Annotated in this window: 14 protein-coding genes and 1 other RNA gene; 4 read left to right on the forward strand and 11 right to left on the reverse strand. The window is 61.8% G+C overall.

The window, feature by feature from the left end:
* Nucleotides 1-5 precede the first annotated feature (5 nt).
* From NA29_RS14525 to ffs, 6 genes are all read right to left on the reverse strand, one after another.
* Entirely contained in the window at nt 6-554 is a 549-nt protein-coding gene (locus NA29_RS14525; protein ID WP_039399103.1) for a hypothetical protein, read from the reverse strand.
* 696 nt (nt 555-1,250) lie between these two features.
* A complete protein-coding gene (locus NA29_RS14530) occupies nt 1,251-2,609 on the reverse strand; it encodes a sigma-54 dependent transcriptional regulator (protein WP_039399105.1) in 1,359 nt (452 codons plus the stop codon).
* 251 nt (nt 2,610-2,860) lie between these two features.
* Nucleotides 2,861-3,463 carry a recombination mediator RecR gene (gene recR / locus NA29_RS14535; protein ID WP_039399107.1) on the reverse strand — a complete coding sequence of 201 codons (603 nt, stop codon included), beginning with the start codon at nt 3,461-3,463 and terminating at the stop codon, nt 2,861-2,863.
* Nucleotides 3,464-3,497: 34 nt separating this feature from the next.
* Nucleotides 3,498-3,824 (reverse strand): YbaB/EbfC family nucleoid-associated protein, encoded by a 327-nt coding sequence (locus NA29_RS14540; RefSeq protein ID WP_010807314.1) that lies wholly within the window; start codon nt 3,822-3,824, stop codon nt 3,498-3,500.
* A gap of 147 nt (nt 3,825-3,971) precedes the next feature.
* Complete coding sequence (gene dnaX, locus NA29_RS14545; RefSeq protein ID WP_039403560.1) at nt 3,972-5,909, reverse strand: DNA polymerase III subunit gamma/tau; 1,938 nt, start codon at nt 5,907-5,909, stop codon at nt 3,972-3,974.
* 312 nt (nt 5,910-6,221) lie between these two features.
* Nucleotides 6,222-6,320: signal recognition particle sRNA small type (gene ffs / locus NA29_RS14550), an RNA gene on the reverse strand.
* A 302-nt stretch (nt 6,321-6,622) separates the two neighbouring features.
* On the opposite strand from ffs, the gene trxA reads away from it, so the two are divergent.
* The 3 genes from trxA to NA29_RS14565 all read left to right on the forward strand — a co-directional run bounded on the left by trxA (nt 6,623) and on the right by NA29_RS14565 (nt 9,669).
* Nucleotides 6,623-6,949, forward strand: coding sequence for a thioredoxin TrxA (gene trxA, locus NA29_RS14555; protein ID WP_039399110.1), 327 nt, complete (start codon nt 6,623-6,625; stop codon nt 6,947-6,949).
* 187 nt (nt 6,950-7,136) lie between these two features.
* The gene (rho, locus tag NA29_RS14560; RefSeq protein WP_039399112.1) at nt 7,137-8,399 is read left to right on the forward strand and encodes a transcription termination factor Rho; all 1,263 of its coding nucleotides are present in this window, start codon (nt 7,137-7,139) and stop codon (nt 8,397-8,399) included.
* 238 nt (nt 8,400-8,637) lie between these two features.
* Complete coding sequence (locus NA29_RS14565) at nt 8,638-9,669, forward strand: tetratricopeptide repeat protein (RefSeq protein ID WP_039399114.1); 1,032 nt, start codon at nt 8,638-8,640, stop codon at nt 9,667-9,669.
* A gap of 147 nt (nt 9,670-9,816) precedes the next feature.
* On the opposite strand, the gene NA29_RS14570 is transcribed toward NA29_RS14565, so the two are convergent.
* Nucleotides 9,817-10,872: a Fe(3+) ABC transporter substrate-binding protein gene (locus NA29_RS14570; protein ID WP_052252949.1), complete on the reverse strand. Its 1,056-nt coding sequence runs from the start codon at nt 10,870-10,872 to the stop codon at nt 9,817-9,819.
* 459 nt (nt 10,873-11,331) lie between these two features.
* Between NA29_RS14570 and NA29_RS14575 the strand changes: the two genes are divergently transcribed.
* Complete coding sequence (locus NA29_RS14575; protein ID WP_052253268.1) at nt 11,332-12,390, forward strand: patatin-like phospholipase family protein; 1,059 nt, start codon at nt 11,332-11,334, stop codon at nt 12,388-12,390.
* 92 nt (nt 12,391-12,482) lie between these two features.
* Here NA29_RS14575 and NA29_RS14580 read toward each other — a convergent pair whose 3' ends face one another.
* The 4 genes from NA29_RS14580 to NA29_RS14595 form a co-directional block, all read right to left on the reverse strand.
* Nucleotides 12,483-13,175, reverse strand: coding sequence for a C40 family peptidase (locus NA29_RS14580; RefSeq protein WP_052252950.1), 693 nt, complete (start codon nt 13,173-13,175; stop codon nt 12,483-12,485).
* Nucleotides 13,176-13,497: 322 nt separating this feature from the next.
* Entirely contained in the window at nt 13,498-15,093 is a 1,596-nt protein-coding gene (locus NA29_RS14585) for an ABC transporter ATP-binding protein (protein WP_039399116.1), read from the reverse strand.
* Nucleotides 15,090-16,184, reverse strand: coding sequence for an ABC transporter permease (locus NA29_RS14590; RefSeq protein ID WP_039399117.1), 1,095 nt, complete (start codon nt 16,182-16,184; stop codon nt 15,090-15,092). The genes NA29_RS14585 and NA29_RS14590 overlap by 4 nt, the downstream gene beginning before the upstream one ends.
* Nucleotide 16,185: 1 nt before the next feature.
* Entirely contained in the window at nt 16,186-17,241 is a 1,056-nt protein-coding gene (locus NA29_RS14595) for a microcin C ABC transporter permease YejB (RefSeq protein ID WP_039399120.1), read from the reverse strand.
* Nucleotides 17,242-17,243: the final 2 nt, after the last annotated feature.

A 17,243-nucleotide genomic window follows, 5' to 3' on the forward strand; every position in this document is an offset into this window, starting at 1 on the left:
GTCGATCACCGCGTGGTGTAGGTCACACGCGTCACCTGGACATTGCCCACGCCGTTCGACAGTTGCTGCGGACGCGGCGTCGGCGTGATGCCGCCGGGCAGTTCGTCCCACAACGTCACACCATTGGCGAGGGCCATGCCGGGCGACTTGACCATCGCGGCGCCCTGCAAATTGCGGCCGCGCTGGCTTCCCAGTTGTTCGTCGTCGATACGGGCAGCGGCGAGCGGCATATTCGACGCGCCGATGGTCTGGCTGTCGTCGTTGCCGGCCACTGCCGGGACTTGCTCCGGCGCCACAGCGGTGGCGTCGGCGACCGGCGCCGCGATGGCGGCATCCACATCGGAAATCAGGGCGGCGGGCACCGACGGCGTCGTGAACGATGCCGGCACCATCGAGCCAGTCAGCATTGCCAGCTGCATGAGCGGCGAGCGCGAGATGTTGTCCTGCGCTTGCGCCGGTGCAGCACACAGTCCGAGTGCCACAACGATGGCAGCACTCAGTGCGCCTGCGCCGTGTCGTACGCGGTACTGCAGATCGGTGGTGAGAATTCGCATCGCTGTGTCCTCCTTGCCCGGACCAATAAAGCGACTTCCGTGCCACCCTGCTTAAGTACTTGAAAACATTGACGTTAAATTTTCGGCCATGCTGGCACACCGGGACGAGTCGTCGAAAACGTTTCAGCATTGATACGTGGGGCCTGCCAGGCGACGCCTGTCATGCGATCGACGCACATCTCAAACATTCCGAACTACGAACGATATCGGCGCGAGCAGCGACGCATTCCGCAAATGCCCTGTTTACAAGGGTCTCGCGTGACAGATTTGCTGCAGTTTGTTGGGGCTGGAACGAAACGACACGGTGCCGTCACAGTGACTCGATTTTTTCAGCGCGGCGTTTTTCACCCCGGATGTTTCATCTTTGATGTGTGCTCGGGACAACCCTCGCACGCGACATTTCGAAACTCAAGGCAACGCAAAGCGTATGAAACGGCGGCGTCGAAAGACATCATGGGAATGCCCGGAATCGCCCGTCGTTATTGGCGATGGCAGCAGTCGCAAAATGCGACGACGGGGCAAAACGAGGGAGGGAAATGCGTTCGACGCGCGATGCTTGCACGCCTTGCGGACGCTTCGGTCGATGCATCGCGCACAGCACTGCACAGCGCATCGACCACACGATATTCAGGAGCCCAAAAAGAAACGACCGCCCTGCTCATCACAGGACGGTCGCCCTCTCTTCGCCAGAAGATATCAGGCCGGCACGCCCGATTCGTCACCGCGCAATCCGTACCGGCACATGAGGCGGTACAGCGTAATGCGCGAGATTCCCAACTCTGCGGCCACTTCCGTCAGACGGTGACAGTGGCGCAGCAACGCTTGCTCGATGGCCGTTTTTTCGGCCTCCGCGCGAATTTCCTCGAGCGTGCGCACCAGCGTCGGCACCCACGGCAAAAGGTCGAGATCCTTGGCCGAAATCATGCGGCTGTCGGCCATCACGATCGCCCGGCGCACGCGGTTGATCAACTCACGCACGTTGCCCGGCCAGTGATATTCGTACATCGCCTGCACCGCGCATTGCGTGAAGCCGCGGATCTTGCGATGGTTGTCGCCTTTGAAACGCTGGAGCACGTGATGGGCCAGAATCTCGATGTCCTGCCCGCGCGCACGCAGCGGCGGTTCGTCCACACGCAGCACGCACAGACGATGGAACAGATCCATCCGGAAGCGCCCTTCTTTCACGGCAGTCTCGAGGTCGACGTGTGTCGCGGAGATGATGCGCACATTGACCGGGATGACTTCGTGGCCGCCCAGACGCTCGATCGCGCCCTGCTGCAGGAAGCGCAGCAGACTCGCCTGACTCTCGATGGGCAGATCGCCGATTTCGTCGAGGAACAGCGTGCCGCCGTTGGCGGACTCGACGCGACCGACTTTACGCGCGTTCGCGCCGGTAAAAGCACCGCGCTCGTATCCAAATAGTTCGGACTGCATCAGATGCGGCGGAATCGCGCCGCAGTTGATGGCGACGAACGGCCCCTTCGCACGTAACGATCGCTCGTGGATCGCTACCGCGCTCAGTTCCTTGCCCGTGCCCGACTCGCCCGAGATGAAGACCGGTGCATCGGTGTTGGCTACCTTGCGAATGGTGCGAAAGAGTTGCTGCATCGCTTCGCACGTGCCGACCATTTCCTGATCGCCGCCGACTTGCGGCGTGATGATCGGCACTTCACACAGCGATGCCATGCCCCACGCATGTCCGATCGAATGCGCGAGCTGGTCGTTCGTGCAAGGCACGTTGACGTAGTCGAAGCAATAGTCGCGAATGAGGCGACGGATCGACGTCGTCGAAAGTTGTTCGGGATTTGTCGCGGCAACCCAGCCGACCGTGGCTGGTTGCATGCAGGACTCGAACGCGCCCATCTCGCGGTCGCTATAACCGCTCGCCAGGTCGATGAGTGCTGCGCTGGTGACCCCCGGATTGAGAATGCGACCGACGTCGCTGGCGCTCTTGGCCGGCACGACTTGCCAGCCCTGCTCTCCCAAAAACGACAGCAAGCCGTCGTTATGCTTTCGGGAAGCGTAAATCAGGGTGCGCCCGGTATCGTTAGCCATACCTTAACTCCCTGCCTAAGCAGTGCCTGCGCGCAAATTATTAGGTCTCAGACCGGGATATGCACGACAGGTTAAACGGCCCCACGCCGCCCGGGAGTTATGTTGTTCCCCGTGTTACTGGGTCCCCAAGTCGGCAGATTCAGCATAGAGGACGGGGATATGACCAGATATAGCGAATAACAACTAATCCGATTGGATGAGAGTGCGAGTACCTACGCGCAAAGGCGGACGGCGTCACGTCCGCGTCATGCTCAGAGCGTATGTCTGTCGAGGACTGCACGGGCGATTGTCCCTGCGTCCACATACTCCAGTTCGCCCCCCACCGGCACGCCTCGCGCGAGCCGGCTGACGCGCAAACCGCGCGCCTTGAGCGTCTGTCCGATGTAGTGGGCGGTGGCTTCGCCTTCGTTGGTGAAGTTGGTGGCGAGCACCACTTCCTTGACCACGCCGTCGGTGGCGCGGCGAATCAGTTGCTCGAAATGGATCTCGCCGGGCCCCACGCCATCGAGCGGCGACAGATGGCCCATCAGGACGAAATACAGCCCCTTGAACGTCATCGTCTGCTCAAGCATGTTCTGATCGGCGGGCGTTTCCACCACGCACAACAGGCTTGTATCGCGCTCGGGATCGAGGCAAGTCTCGCAGATTTCCACTTCGGTAAAGGTATTGCAGCGCGCGCAATGGCGGATCTGCTCGGAGGCATGCACCAGCGCCTCGCCCAGCCGCACCGCGCCTTTGCGGTCACGTTGCAGCAGATGGTAAGCGATACGTTGGGCGGACTTCGGGCCGACACCCGGCAACGCGCGTAAGGCGTCGACGAGTTCCTGAAGGCTCGAGAGCTGGAGCTGAGGCATGCGTCGTCTTTCTATGGAAGCTGACAGTTCAGGCTCAGAACGGCATCTTGAAGCCCGGCGGCAGCGGCAGACCGGCGGTCAGGCCACCCATCTTTTCCTGCGCGGTCGCTTCGGCCTTGCGCACGGCGTCGTTGAACGCGGCGGCCACCAGGTCTTCCAGCATGTCCTTGTCGTCGGCCAGCAGGCTCGGATCGATAGTCACGCGACGCACATCGTTCTTGCAGGTCATCACGACCTTCACCAGTCCCGCGCCCGACTGACCCTCAACTTCGATCTGAGCCAGTTGCTCCTGCGCCTTCTTCATGTTTTCCTGCATTTGCTGAGCCTGTTTCATCAGACCCGCGATGTTTCCTTTCAGCATCTTGACTCCTAGTAAATCGTGTGGGGTGCCTGTTGGGTGCTTTCACGCAGGGCGTTCATGGCCTGTCGGGTCGACAGGAAGTCACCAAACGCGCGTTTAGGGAGATGGATTCGAAAACCCGTCGTCCTTTCGCGAAAGCGAACTTGCTTATTGTACCGGGCGAATGCTTCCCGGAAGGATCTGGGCGTCGAATTCCTCGATCAGCTCACGCATGAGCGGATCGTCGGCAATCGCCTGTTCGGCGGCCCGCTGTCGCGCCGCGGCGGCTTCCGCTGCCAGCGAAGCGGCAGTGGTGCCGACCTGACCCAGTTCGACGTGCAGTTGCACGTCTGCGCCGAAGTGCTCCGAGAGCACCTGACGCAGTTTGTCGGTGGTCGCCGCGTCCGCCAATTGGCGCAGCGGCACGCGCAAGTGCAAGGCGCGCCCCGCCACTTCCGTCAGTTCGCTCTGGAAGGCCAACTGTTGCGCAAGCCCCCGTGCAGGGATTTCTGCAGCCAGTGCCGGCCATTCGCCCGTGAAGACCGGGGCGACGCCATCGGATTCGCGATAGACGCAGGCGCGCGGTGCCGCCGCCGGGGTGGGTGCTGCGACTGACGTCCCCGCAGATGTCGCAGGCTCGGGCTCCGGATCGGCACCGGCCGGTGCTTCGTCCGATGCGCGTGCCGTGCCCGCGCGATTGGCGTTCGTGCTGCCACCAGCGCGCCCTGCCGTGCCCTTGCGTCCTGCGTTCAGCGCAGCGAGCGCGGCACGTGCAGGCGACATCGGTGCACCGTCGGTCGGTGCACTGGTGCGCGCGGCAGGTGCACGGCGCGCTTCCGGTTGTGCTGCCGGTGCCGTCGATGCGGCGGCAGGAGCGGACGGTGCGGCCGATGCGCGTGGCGTCGACTCGCCGCCCATCGGTGCGCGCGAAGGCGCTGGCGCAGCCGACGCGGTGGCAGGCATCGCGCGCGCAGCACCTGCGGCCTGCGGCGTCGGCGGTTCGGCGAGCGTGCCGCCCGCGAGCAGCGGCGTGAATGCCGCCATGCGCAACAGCGCCATCGAGAAACCGGTGTATTCGTCGGGTGCCAGACCGAGTTCGCCGCGCGCACGCGTGGCGATCTGGTAATAGAGTTGAACCGCTTCGGGCGACAACGCTTCGGCCAGACGTCGCACATCTGCCGCCTCGGGCCAGTCGTCGGACACGGCCTGCGGCGCATATTGCGCCAGTGCAATCTTGTGGAGCAGGCTGCCGAGATCCTGCAGCCCCGACGCGAACGAGAAACTGCGCTCGGCCATTTCGTCGGCAATCGCGAGCAGATCGGTGCGCGACTCGTCTTTGAGGGCGTCGAGCAGACGCACCAGCACGCTCTGATCGATTGCACCGAGCATGCCGCGTACAGCCGTCTCGGTCAGCGGTCCGGCCGCGTAGGCGATGGCCTGATCGGTGAGCGACAGCGCATCGCGCATGCTGCCGCCCGCCGCTTTGGCGAGCAGGCGCAACGCTTGCGGTTCGTTATCGATCCCTTCTTCGCCGAGGATGTTCGTGAGGTGCGACACGATATGCCCTGCCGGCATCTGCTTCAGATTGAATTGCAGACAACGGGAAAGCACGGTGACCGGAATCTTCTGAGGATCGGTCGTCGCAAGAATGAATTTGACGTGCGCGGGCGGCTCTTCGAGCGTCTTGAGCATCGCGTTGAAGGCATGCCCGGTGAGCATGTGCACTTCGTCGATCATGTAGACCTTGAAGCGCGCGTCCGCCGGTGCGTAGACCGCCTTCTCGAGCAGCGACGTCATTTCGTCAACGCCACGGTTCGAGGCCGCGTCCATTTCGACGTAATCGACGAAGCGCCCTTCGTCGATGGCCTTGCACGCCTTACAGACGCCGCAAGGTTCCGCCGTAATCCCCGTCTCGCAATTGAGCGCCTTGGCCAGGATGCGCGAAAGCGTCGTTTTGCCGACGCCGCGCGTGCCGGTAAACAGATAGGCGTGATGCAGGCGCTGTTGCTCGAGCGCGTGCGTCAACGCACGCACGACATGCTCCTGGCCCACCAGGGTCGAGAAGCCTTTGGGGCGCCATTTGCGCGCGAGTACTTGATAGGTCATGCCAAATTGTAACAGTTCGGCGTTGGGCTTCCGCACCGATGTCAACGCCCGATCGGACGTCGATCGGACACGATTTTCCTACCGGATTCGGCAGGCTATCGCTGCGATAGAAAAAAATGTTGGGCGATTCTACCAAGCCCGTCCGCCCCACGCGAGGCGCGGAGCCACGTATTCGCATTCACCACGAAATCGAATGCGCAAACGACGGTGAACGCATCGCCGCCCATCGACAATGGGGACGATTCATGCAGGCTTCAAGCGGTGGAGATATTTGCGCAGAACGCGCGAGAACATCGGTAAAACAAGGAATTAGGTGACGAGCCTGACCCTCGGCACTGGTAGAAAACGGCTGTGGCTGCTTCGTTCCCGACCTGACCAGATTGGCCGCGCCACCATGCGAGGAGGCCCGTCAGGAAAAGATTCTACCAGAGTCGACGCGTCAGCAGAAGCCCAACGCGCAAGAAAGTGGGACGGGAGCCCCTCACGGAGGCGTCGCCGAGCATGGGAGCAGCGCGCGCAAGCCTCGGCGATTTCCGCTAAGATGAGCACAAACTGCATTGGCGAGGGCTATTGAAGCCCGCGATTGCAGCCTCCATATGGAGAATGCACGCCCGCGAAAGCCGGGTGACATCTCCAGCGTCGGTGAAAACAAACGGCGTATGGCGCCATTTTCATCGGACGTTTCCGAATAGTCAGACGAGGCAACAATACTCATGAGCGAAACTATCAAGCACATCACCGACGCCAGCTTCGACGCGGACGTTTTGAAATCCGACAAGCCGGTGCTGCTCGACTTCTGGGCAGAATGGTGCGGCCCCTGCAAGATGATCGCCCCGATCCTCGACGAAGTGTCGAAGGAATACGGCGACAAGGTGCAGATCGCCAAGATCAATGTGGACGAGCACCAGGGCGTGCCGGCCAAGTTCGGCATTCGCGGCATCCCGACGCTGATTCTGTTCAAGAACGGCGCTGTCGCCGCTCAAAAGGTCGGTGCCCTGTCGAAGTCGCAACTGACCTCGTTCCTCGACGGCAATCTGTAAAACGTCGATGGCAAGTGCCGGGGCCTTTGTCGCCACAGTGCGACACCCCGGTACGGGCCAAGCGGCTCAGTGCTTGCGCCTGACGCTGCTTGCTATATAATCCGCCCAAAAGCTCCTCAAAGTTCTTCGAGCGTTCGCTCACCTTTCCCTGATCATTCACTTGTCGTCCAACGGACGGCACCTCCGTATGCATTTATCCGAACTAAAGTCCCAGCACGTCTCCGAGCTGCTAGAAATGGCGAACGGTCTCGAAATCGAGAACGCCAACCGCCTTCGCAAGCAGGAGCTGATGTTCGCCATTCTCAAGAAGCGCGCAAAGTCCGGCGAAACCATCTTTGGCGACGGTACGCTCGAAGTGCTGCCGGACGGCTTCGGTTTCCTGCGCTCGCCCGAGACGTCGTATCTGGCCAGCACGGACGATATCTATATCAGCCCGTCGCAGATCCGTCGCTTCAACCTGCATACCGGCGACACGATCGAAGGGGAAGTGCGTACGCCGAAAGATGGCGAGCGTTATTTCGCGCTGGTGAAGGTCGACAAAGTCAACGGTCACCCGCCCGAGGCCTCGAAACATAAGATCATGTTCGAGAACCTCACGCCGCTTCACCCGAACAAGCCGCTGCTGCTTGAGCGCGACATTCGCGGCGAAGAGAACGTGACGGGCCGCATCATCGACATGATCGCCCCGATCGGCAAGGGCCAGCGTGGTCTGCTGGTCGCTTCGCCGAAGTCCGGTAAGACCGTGATGCTCCAGCACATCGCTCACGCGATCACGGCCAACCATCCGGAAGCCAAGCTCTTCGTGCTGCTCATCGACGAGCGCCCTGAAGAAGTGACGGAAATGCAGCGCTCGGTGCGCGGCGAAGTGATCGCATCGACGTTCGACGAGCCGGCCACGCGCCACGTTCAGGTTGCGGAAATGGTTATCGAGAAGGCCAAGCGCCTGATCGAAATGAAAGAAGACGTGGTGATTCTGCTGGACTCGATCACGCGTCTGGCCCGCGCCTACAACACCGTGATCCCGGCGTCGGGCAAGGTGCTGACCGGCGGTGTGGACGCCAACGCCCTGCAACGCCCGAAACGCTTCTTCGGCGCGGCGCGTAACGTCGAAGAAGGTGGCTCGCTCACGATCATCGCCACGGCGCTGATCGAAACCGGCAGCCGCATGGACGACGTGATCTACGAAGAATTCAAGGGCACCGGCAACATGGAAGTGCACCTTGAGCGTCGCCTGGCGGAAAAGCGCGTCTATCCGTCGATCAACCTGAACAAGTCGGGTACGCGTCGCGAAGAGTTGCTGATCAAGCCGGAAATCCTGCAAAAGATCTGGGTGCTGCGCAAGCTCATCTACGATATGGACGAAGCCGAAGCGATGGAATTCCTGCTTGGCAAGATCAAGCAGACGAAGAACAACGCCGAGTTCTTCGACCTGATGCGCCGCGGCGGCTGATCGTTACGATCCCACTCCCGCGCATCACGAAAAAAGCCGCGACACCCCGTCGCGGCTTTTTCATTGCACCGCTACGGCGCGTGCCTCCCCTGCCCCGAACACCCCACCGTGCCGCCCTCACACTACGTCGCGCCGCGACGATGCTGGGTGTCACGATGCCTGTTATATGATGGGACGATACCGTGCGCTGACTGCCGGTACGCCTTCCCCCAAAGCGGTTCCCGAAGGAGAAATTGCAATGTCCGAGAAAGACGAATTGATGGCGGAAGCCTTCGCCCACCTGGAAGCCGGCGATCCCGAAACGGCCCTGGAGATCGGCAAACGGCTTGAGTCGATGCAGTACTCGGGCGCCTATGAGGTGCAGGCGATGGCCTATGCCGACATGGACGAAATGGAACAGGCGGTGACGGTACTCGAAGCCGGTGTCGCCCACGCGCCCGGCGTCTGGCTGCTCTGGCAGTTGCTCGGCAACTATCGATCCGATCTCGGACGCTTCCCCGCCGCCATCGAAGCCTACGAGGCCGCAGGCAATTGCGCGCCGGACGAAGACCTCGTCATCGTCGACTTCAATCACGCCAACGCTCTCACCCGTCAGGGTGATTTCGCAGCCGCACAGACGCGCCTCGACCGCACGCTCGAGAGCCCGTATCTCGCCCAGACCGGACGCGCTTTCATCGAGAACGCCATCGCACTTCGCATGCACCTGTTCAACGCACAGGGCGAACCGAAGGCGGCCATCGCCACTTACGAAGCGCTGCACACGCAGGAGCACGACGAAGAAGGCAGCAACGTCTCGATGGCCGACGTGCTGGCCGAGCTCTCGCACGCTTACAAGCAGTCCGGCGACCACGACAAGGCGCTCGCGACCGCACTGGAAGCCGTGCAACTCTACAAGTGGAGCGACGCCGCCCTGTGGGCCCTGCGCGCCGCCCGCGACGAACAGTCCGACACCGCCCGCGCGATGCATCTGATCGTGGAAGGCCAATGGTACGAGCCGCTGGAAGACGAAGATCCGGATGGCCCCGCCCCTGAGTTCGTGACCACCTACGACGTCGTGGCGGACGACGAAGCCGAGGCACTGCGCCTGATCGCCGAATGCGAGCCGCCGCAGGTCCGCGAGTCGCTTCGCATTGCGGAAACGCATCCGATCGAGACCAATGACGACGAGGATGCCGAAGCCGCATCGTCGACGGCTTACAAGGGTGTCTACGCCACCGGTGATTACCACATGTATCAACCGGGCGAAGAAGGCGACTTGGTGGAAGAGTGAGCCGATATGACGTCGTTGCGCATCGCATGATCGACGTCATTCATGAGCGAGCAACACCCCAAACGAAAACGGGCGCCGGAATCTCTCCGGCGCCCGTTTTTTATGGAAAGGACGTCACGACTTCACAACGCCCTTCCCATCGCTTCATCACTTGTAGCCAGCACGATCCAGAATGCGCTGTGCTTCCGGCAGATTCTTGGCGATCGTGCCGATGGGCACGTCTTCCGCCTTGAACTCGCCGAGGGCTGCGAGCGCCGCGTTGTCGACCTTCGTCGTCGGCACGGCCGGCCATTCGTTATTGCCGTTGGCGAAGTATTGCTGCGCTTCGTCGCTCGCCAGATACTCGAGGAACTTGACCGCATTCGCGTGATTCGGCGCGTGCTTGGCAATGCCCGCCCCCGCTACGTTCACGTGCGTGCCCTTGCCCGCCTGATCCGGCCAGATGAAACCGACCTTCGACATGAGCGCCTTGTCTTCCGGCTTATCCGAGCGCGCCATGCGCACGTAGTAATAGGAGTTGGCAAGCGCTACGCCGCACTCGCCCGTCGCCACAGCCTTGATCTGGTCCGTGTCGCCGCCGCGCGGCGCGCGAGCGAAGTTCGCCACCATGCCTTCTGCCCACTTCTGCGTGGCCTGAGCGCCTTCACGTGCGACGAGTGCGCCCACCAGCGAGAGCATGTACGGGTGCGATCCGGAGCGCGTGCAGACCTGCCCCTTGTGCGACGGATCGGCCAGCGATGCGTACGTCTGCACAGTCTTCGGATCGACCTTGTCCTTGTTGTAGACGATCACGCGCGCACGCGTGGAGAAGCCGTACCAGTCGGTGCCTGCCTTAGAACTTGCTGCGTGCAGCTTGGCCGGAATACGCGCGTCGAGCGTGGCCGACTTGGTCGGCTGGAACAGACCCGCTTCGTCCGCCTTCGCCAGACGTGCCGCGTCGACCATGAGGATGACGTCGGCCGGGCTCTTCGCCCCTTCGCTCTTCAGACGCTCGAGCAGCGCCGCGTCGTCCGCCTCGATGCGATTGATCTTGATACCGGTCTGCTTGGTGAACGTGCCATAAAGCTGCTCGTCGGTCTGATAGTGACGCGCCGAGTACAGATTCAGCACGCCATTGGTGTCCGCTTGCGCGCCGAATGCCGCTGCCAATGCGGTGCCGAGCACCGTCAGTCGCGCCAGTTTGCCGATCGTCTTCGCCTTCATGGGCTATTCCCCTCGCAGTCATGGTTTTACAGAGAGGAACAGGATAATGAAAAATCACTTTCAACGCAAATGATTCCCATTTGCGTTGATTCATATGTTCACTATCGGGAACGGGAAAATCGCAGGCGGGAGGAAAGATGCCGAACGGCGAAGAGACGAGAAACGATGTCACTGGGCGGGACTTGACCGACCACGCGGGTAACGGCAGATAAGACGGGGCACTTCGCCAAAGGTTCCGCGTCAGGTCACCTTCCATTGATGACACCCTCGAAAAGTGAACCGATCGGTGTCTTCGACGCTCCAATCGCCGTAAAATTGCGCGTCGACGCACCCGCCACCCCATCACAACGATTCAAGGTGCCGCGCGCGTCTGTCCTGCCCTGCCGGAGTTTCCCCTTGTTGTCGTTGATTTCTATTTCGCGTCGCGCTGTGAAGTCCACAGCTGCCGATGCCCTCGTTGTGTCTGCCTCTGCCCCTGCTGCCCACCAGGCCAGCGGCACACGTCCGTCAGGTGCCGCACGAACCGCGCGCACCTCGTTCACCGCGCTCGCCGTGGCTGCCCTGATTGCCGGGTGTGCCAGTGCGCCGCCGACGGTTTTACAAGGCACGTCCTCTTCGGCACCACCGACCACGACGGTCCCGCCGGTCGCCCAGACGCCGACGACACCCACCACGCCCGTCGCCCCACCCAAGGTCATCCGTCCGCTGAAGATCGGTCTGGCCCTCGGTGGCGGTGCCGCACGCGGCTTCGCCCACGTCGGCGTCATCAAAGCGCTCGAAGCCCGCGGGATCCATGCTGACATCGTGGTCGGCACCAGTGCCGGGAGCGTCGTGGGGGCGATGTACGCCTCGGGCCTGAACGGCTTCCAGCTGAACCGTCTGGCTTCGACGATGGACGAGGCCTCGATCAGCGACTGGACGATGCCGTTCCGCTCGCGTGGCATGCTGCGCGGCGAGGCGCTCCAGTCGTACGTCAACAAAGTGCTCAAGGACCGCACGATCGAGCAGATGCCTCGTCAGTTGGGCATCGTTGCCACCGATTTGCAGAGCGGCGCACCGATTCTGTTCCGTCGCGGCAATACCGGGCAGGCCGTGCGAGCATCGAGCAGCGTACCGGGCGTGTTCGAGCCGGTGCATATCGGCAATCGAGATTACGTGGACGGCGGCCTGGTCGCACCGGTACCGGCGGAGTATGCGCGTCAGATGGGGGCGGACTTTGTCATTGCCGTCGACATCTCTGCCAATCCGACGGCGCAGGCCACGCAAGGTCAGTTCGACATCCTGATGCAGACGTTCACGATCATGGGTCAGTCGATCAAGCAGTACGAGTTGGAGAAGAACGCGGACGTCGTGATTCGTCCGTCGCTGGCGAAGATGGGTGCCTCGGACTTCCAGGGACGCAACCGTGCGATTCTGGCGGGCGAGGAAGCCGTCGCCAAGATGTGGCCGGAGATCCAGCGCAAACTGGCCGATGCACAGTCGGAAGCGCCTAAAGGTATGCCGCAAGCCTCACGCTAAGCCAGTGCGCCGCTCGGATGAAACAAAAATGCCGCCCAATGGGCGGCATTTTTTTCTGCATCGAACCCCGCACGGTTCGCGGGGATGACGACTTACATCGGGTGGTCGTTCTTGAAGAGCTGCTCAACGCGCGTGAGTTCGGCGCTGGCCTTGAGCGTCTCGACACGGCGAGCGCCGTTGTAGCGGGCCGACCAGTACGATTCGCGCAGGTCTTCCACGCGGATCTTGCCGCCCGTTGCCGGAGCGTGCACGAACTTGTCGCCGCCAATATAGATACCGACGTGGGAGAAGCTGCGACGCATGGTGTTGAAGAACACCAGATCGCCCGGCTTCAGATCGGTCTTGGCAATGCGCTCGCCGACCTGGCTCATTTCTTCCGAGCGACGCGGCAACATGAAGTTGAGCGTGTCCTGGAACACGTAGCGCACAAAACCGCTGCAATCAAGACCGCTGTCCGGCGTGTTGCCACCGTACTTGTAACGAACACCGATGTAATTCAGCGCGCCAAGTACGACGTCCGACGCCTTGTCCGTCACATTCGACAGCAGCTTCTGCGCACGTTGCACACGCGACTCTTCGACAACCGGCTGAGCGGCGTCGGTGGTGACGTTTGCAGTGTTCGGGGAAGCGTTGCTGGCTTGAATGGCCGCTGCGGCAGCGCGGGCTGCAGCGCTCGGGCCATTGTTGTAGTCGTCAGCCTTCGCCGTCAACGAGGCGGTGACGAGGCCAGCGGCAGTGAACGCGAGAAGGAGTGTCTTGCGGATGCGCGTAGGTTTCGTCTGCATTGGTCGCCGGGTTGGATGAGTCGGATGGCCGATGAGTAGCTCGTCAGTTGCAACAGGATGCCGCAGTGTTGATAACCTTCGAGTCACGCCCGGCTGACCCACCGCCGAACTTGTTGTATGAACCGACCTCTGACAAGGCCGGTTAACTCGTTGAATAATCAACTTAATTGGTACGCGATAGTAATGTGAACGTCACATGATGTCAAAAGGTAATAGAAAAAAACAATCAGCGCAATCAGGAAATTTTCATTAACAATCAATCGTTTGCGATTTAGCCGACGTTCTGCGACGTTATGTGACGTTTCACGCCTATGTCACGGACCTACAGCATGGCCGCTGCGACCAGCTCACGGGTGTAGGCGTTCTGCGGATCAAAAAATACCGATTCCGTATCGCCCTGCTCCACCAGATGCCCGTCCTTGAACACCAGAACCCGGTGCGCCATCGCCCGCATGACCGCCAGATCGTGGCTGATGAAGAGGTAACTCAAGTTGTACTTGATCTGCAATTGGGCCAGCAGATGGAGCACCTGCTGCTGAATCGACACGTCGAGCGCACTCGTCGGCTCGTCCAGCACGAGAATTTGCGGATCGACGATGAGCGCCCGGGCAATGGCAATCCGTTGCCGTTGCCCTCCGGAAAACTCATGTGGGTAGCGCGACATGGCGCGCGCGTCGATGCCGACTTCGCGCAGCGTTTCCGCCACCTTGGTCCGCCGCTCGTCCTCGCTCATCTGCGGGCGATGCAGCGCCAACCCCTCGCCTACGATTTCCTCGATCGTCATTCGCGGCGACAACGAGCCGAACGGATCCTGAAACACGATCTGCATGCGTGAGCGCAGGGTGCGCTGTTTCGTGCCGCGGTATGACGCCAGCGGCTCGCCCTGGAACTCGATCTGCCCCGCGCTCGTGTGCTGAAGACCGAGCATGGCCATCGCCAACGTCGTCTTGCCCGAACCCGACTCACCGACCACCCCGAGCGTTTCACCCTGACGCAGCGACAGATCGACCGGATGCACCGCCCGGAAGCGACCGCGCTGGAACCAGCCGCGCACGCCCGGCTGCGCAGTCGCATAGTCCACGGTCACGCCCCGTCCTTCAAGCAACACCGGCGCAATCGGCAGCACCGGATGAATCTCCCGCTGCGGACGGCTGTCGATGAGCTTGCGCGTGTACGGATGCTGCGGATTCGTGAACAGCGTCTCGGTGTCGGCACACTCGACCAGCACGCCCTTTTCCATCACCGCCACGCGCTGTGCGAAGCGGCGCACCAGATTCAGATCGTGGGTGATGAGCAGCACCGCCATACCGCGCTTTTCGGCAGCGTCGCGCTGCAACTCCAGCAGCAATTCGATGATCTGCGCTCGGATGGTGACGTCGAGCGCTGTGGTCGGCTCGTCTGCGAGCAACAGCTTGGGACGGCAGGCAAGCGCCATGGCAATCATGGCGCGCTGACGCTGACCGCCCGACAGCTCATGCGGGAAATGGGACACGCGACGTTCCGGCTCGGGAATGCCCGTGCGGCGCAGCAGTTCGATGGCGCGCGACCTTGCGTCCCTCTTGGAAAGCCCTTCGTGCAGCTCCAGCGCCTCGGCAATCTGTTCACCGATCGGATAGAGCGGATTGAGCGCCGTCATCGGCTCCTGGAAGATCATGGCGACGTCGTTGCCGCGCAGCCCACGCATTTCGCGCTCGCTCACCGAGGCGAGGTCCACGCCGTCGAGCAGAATTCGGCCCTGAATCTGCGCGTCCTGCAACAGCCGCAGAATGGCAAGCGCCGTCACGCTCTTGCCTGAACCCGATTCGCCCACGAGCGCGACCCGCTCGCCGCGCTCGATGGCAAGGCTCACATCCTTCACGGCCTCGGCGTCGCCGAAGCGCACCGAGAGGTTTTCGATACTGAGGAGCGGCGCGTTCACATCGCCCCCCCGGCCGCGGCCTGCTTGTCCGCGACACGCGTGTCGAGCGCATTGCGCAAGGCGTCTCCCATAAACGTGAGCAGCAACAATGTGAGCACGAGCACGACGAACGTCGCCAGCGAAATCCACCACGCGTCGAGGTTCGCCTTGCCCTGATTGAGCAGCTCGCCAAGGCTCGGTGTCGGCGGTGGCACGCCAAGCCCGAGGAAGTCGAGACTGGTGAGCGCCAGAATCGCCCCGCTCATGCGAAACGGTAGGAACGTGATCACCGGCGTCATGCTGTTGGGCAATACGTGACGACGGATGATCTGCCAGTTCGACAGCCCCATCGCCCTTGCCGCGCGCACGTAATCCAACTGACGGTTACGCAGGAATTCGGCCCGCACGTAATCGGACAGACCGATCCAGCCGAACAGCGACAGCAGCACGAACAACAGCCACAAATGCGGCTCGAAGATCGACGCGAAGATGATGAGCAGATACAGCTCCGGCAACGATCCCCAGATTTCGATCAGCCGCTGCAACGTGAGGTCGATGCGGCCGCCGTAAAAGCCCTGCACCGCACCGGCGAGCATGCCAAGCAGCGTGCCCGAGACCGTGAGCGCTAGCGCGAAGATCACCGACAGCCGGAAGCCGTATAGCAGCCGCGCGAAGACGTCGCGGCCACGGTCGTCCGTGCCGAGCCAGTTTTCGGACGACGGCGGCGCCGGGTTCGGCACCTTCGCAAAATAGTTGATGGTGTCGTAGCTATAGCGCACCGGCGGATAGATCGCGAAGTTATCGCCCGCGCGAATGCGGTCCTCGATGAACGGATCGAGATAGTCCGTCGGCGTCGGGAAGTCACCGCCGAAGGTCGCTTCGGGATACGTCTTCACCAGCGGGAAGTACCACTGCCCCTCATAGCGCACGACCCACGGTTTGTCGTTGGCGATGACTTCGGCAAACAGGCTGATGCCGAACAGCACGACGAAGGCGACGAGGCTCCAGTAACCGAGCCGGTGGCTGCGAAAGCGCCGCCAGACACGCCAGCGCGGCGAGCGCGATGCGGCATAGGACGTCGGGCGTTGCGATGGCGTGGCGGATGGGGTCACGTCAGTGCTCCACTCGATCGAATTGAATACGCGGATCGACCAGCACGTAGCAGAGGTCGGAGATGAGCTTGGTCACCAGCCCGATGAGCGTGAACAAATACAGCGAACCGAGCACGACCGGATAATCGCGGCGCTGTACCGATTCGTATGACAGACGGCCGAGCCCGTCGAGCGAGAACAATGTCTCGATCAGCAAACTACCCGCGAAGAACGCACCGATGAACGCCGCCGGGAAGCCGGTGATGAGCGGAATCAACGCATTGCGGAACACGTGCTTGAACAGCACCTTGCGCTCGGACAATCCTTTGGCACGCGCCGTCAGCACGTACTGACGGCGGATTTCGTCGAGGAATGCGTTTTTCGTCAGCATGGTGATGACGGCAAAGCTACCGACCACGGACGCCGTCACCGGCAACGTGATGTGCCACAGATAGTCTGTGATCTTCGCGGGCCACGACAGATCGCTCCAGTTGTCCGAGACGAGCTCACGCAACGGGAACAATTGCCAGAACGTGCCGCCGCCAAACAACACCAGCAGTAACACGCCGAGCACGAAGCCGGGAATGGCGTAGCCCACCAGCACCACGAGACTCGTGAGTGTGTCGAAGCGAGACCCGTTGCGCACCGCCTTGGCGATACCCAACGGCACCGATATCAGGTAAGTGAGGAAGAACGTCCATAGTCCCAGTGAAATCGACACCGGCAGCTTCGAGACGATCAGCGACCACACGCTCTGATGATGGAAATAGCTCTGCCCGAGATCGAAGCGCGCGAAGCGTTTGAGCATGAGCCAGTAGCGCTCCATCGGCGTTTTATCGAAGCCGTAGAGTGCCTTGATCTGGGCCAGTTGCTGGGCATCGATGCCACGACGTCCGCGATAGTCGCTGCCCCCTCCACCACCACTGGCCTCGCCGCCACCGCCACGCCCCTTGAGTTCGAGCATCACCTGCTCGACGGGGCCGCCAGGCACGAACTGAATCACTGCGAAAGTCAGCGTAATCACGCCGAGCAACGTCGGAATCATGATCAGCAGTCGTTTGAGAATGTAGGACCACATGA

Source organism: Pandoraea sputorum (assembly GCF_000814845.2).
GTDB classification, from domain to species: Bacteria; Pseudomonadota; Gammaproteobacteria; order Burkholderiales; family Burkholderiaceae; genus Pandoraea; species Pandoraea sputorum.

Coding starts and splice junctions, on each gene's coding strand:
- NA29_RS14540 (WP_010807314.1), bottom strand. CDS start 3,824: ATGCTGAAAGGAAACATCGCGGGTCTGATGAAACAGGCTCAGCAAATG.
- NA29_RS14580 (WP_052252950.1), bottom strand. CDS start 13,175: ATGCAGACGAAACCTACGCGCATCCGCAAGACACTCCTTCTCGCGTTC.
- dnaX (WP_039403560.1), bottom strand. CDS start 5,909: ATGACCTATCAAGTACTCGCGCGCAAATGGCGCCCCAAAGGCTTCTCG.
- trxA (WP_039399110.1), top strand. CDS start 6,623: ATGAGCGAAACTATCAAGCACATCACCGACGCCAGCTTCGACGCGGAC.
- NA29_RS14595 (WP_039399120.1), bottom strand. CDS start 17,241: ATGTGGTCCTACATTCTCAAACGACTGCTGATCATGATTCCGACGTTG.
- NA29_RS14565 (WP_039399114.1), top strand. CDS start 8,638: ATGTCCGAGAAAGACGAATTGATGGCGGAAGCCTTCGCCCACCTGGAA.
- recR (WP_039399107.1), bottom strand. CDS start 3,463: ATGCCTCAGCTCCAGCTCTCGAGCCTTCAGGAACTCGTCGACGCCTTA.
- NA29_RS14570 (WP_052252949.1), bottom strand. CDS start 10,872: ATGAAGGCGAAGACGATCGGCAAACTGGCGCGACTGACGGTGCTCGGC.
- NA29_RS14530 (WP_039399105.1), bottom strand. CDS start 2,609: ATGGCTAACGATACCGGGCGCACCCTGATTTACGCTTCCCGAAAGCAT.
- rho (WP_039399112.1), top strand. CDS start 7,137: ATGCATTTATCCGAACTAAAGTCCCAGCACGTCTCCGAGCTGCTAGAA.
- NA29_RS14525 (WP_039399103.1), bottom strand. CDS start 554: ATGCGAATTCTCACCACCGATCTGCAGTACCGCGTACGACACGGCGCA.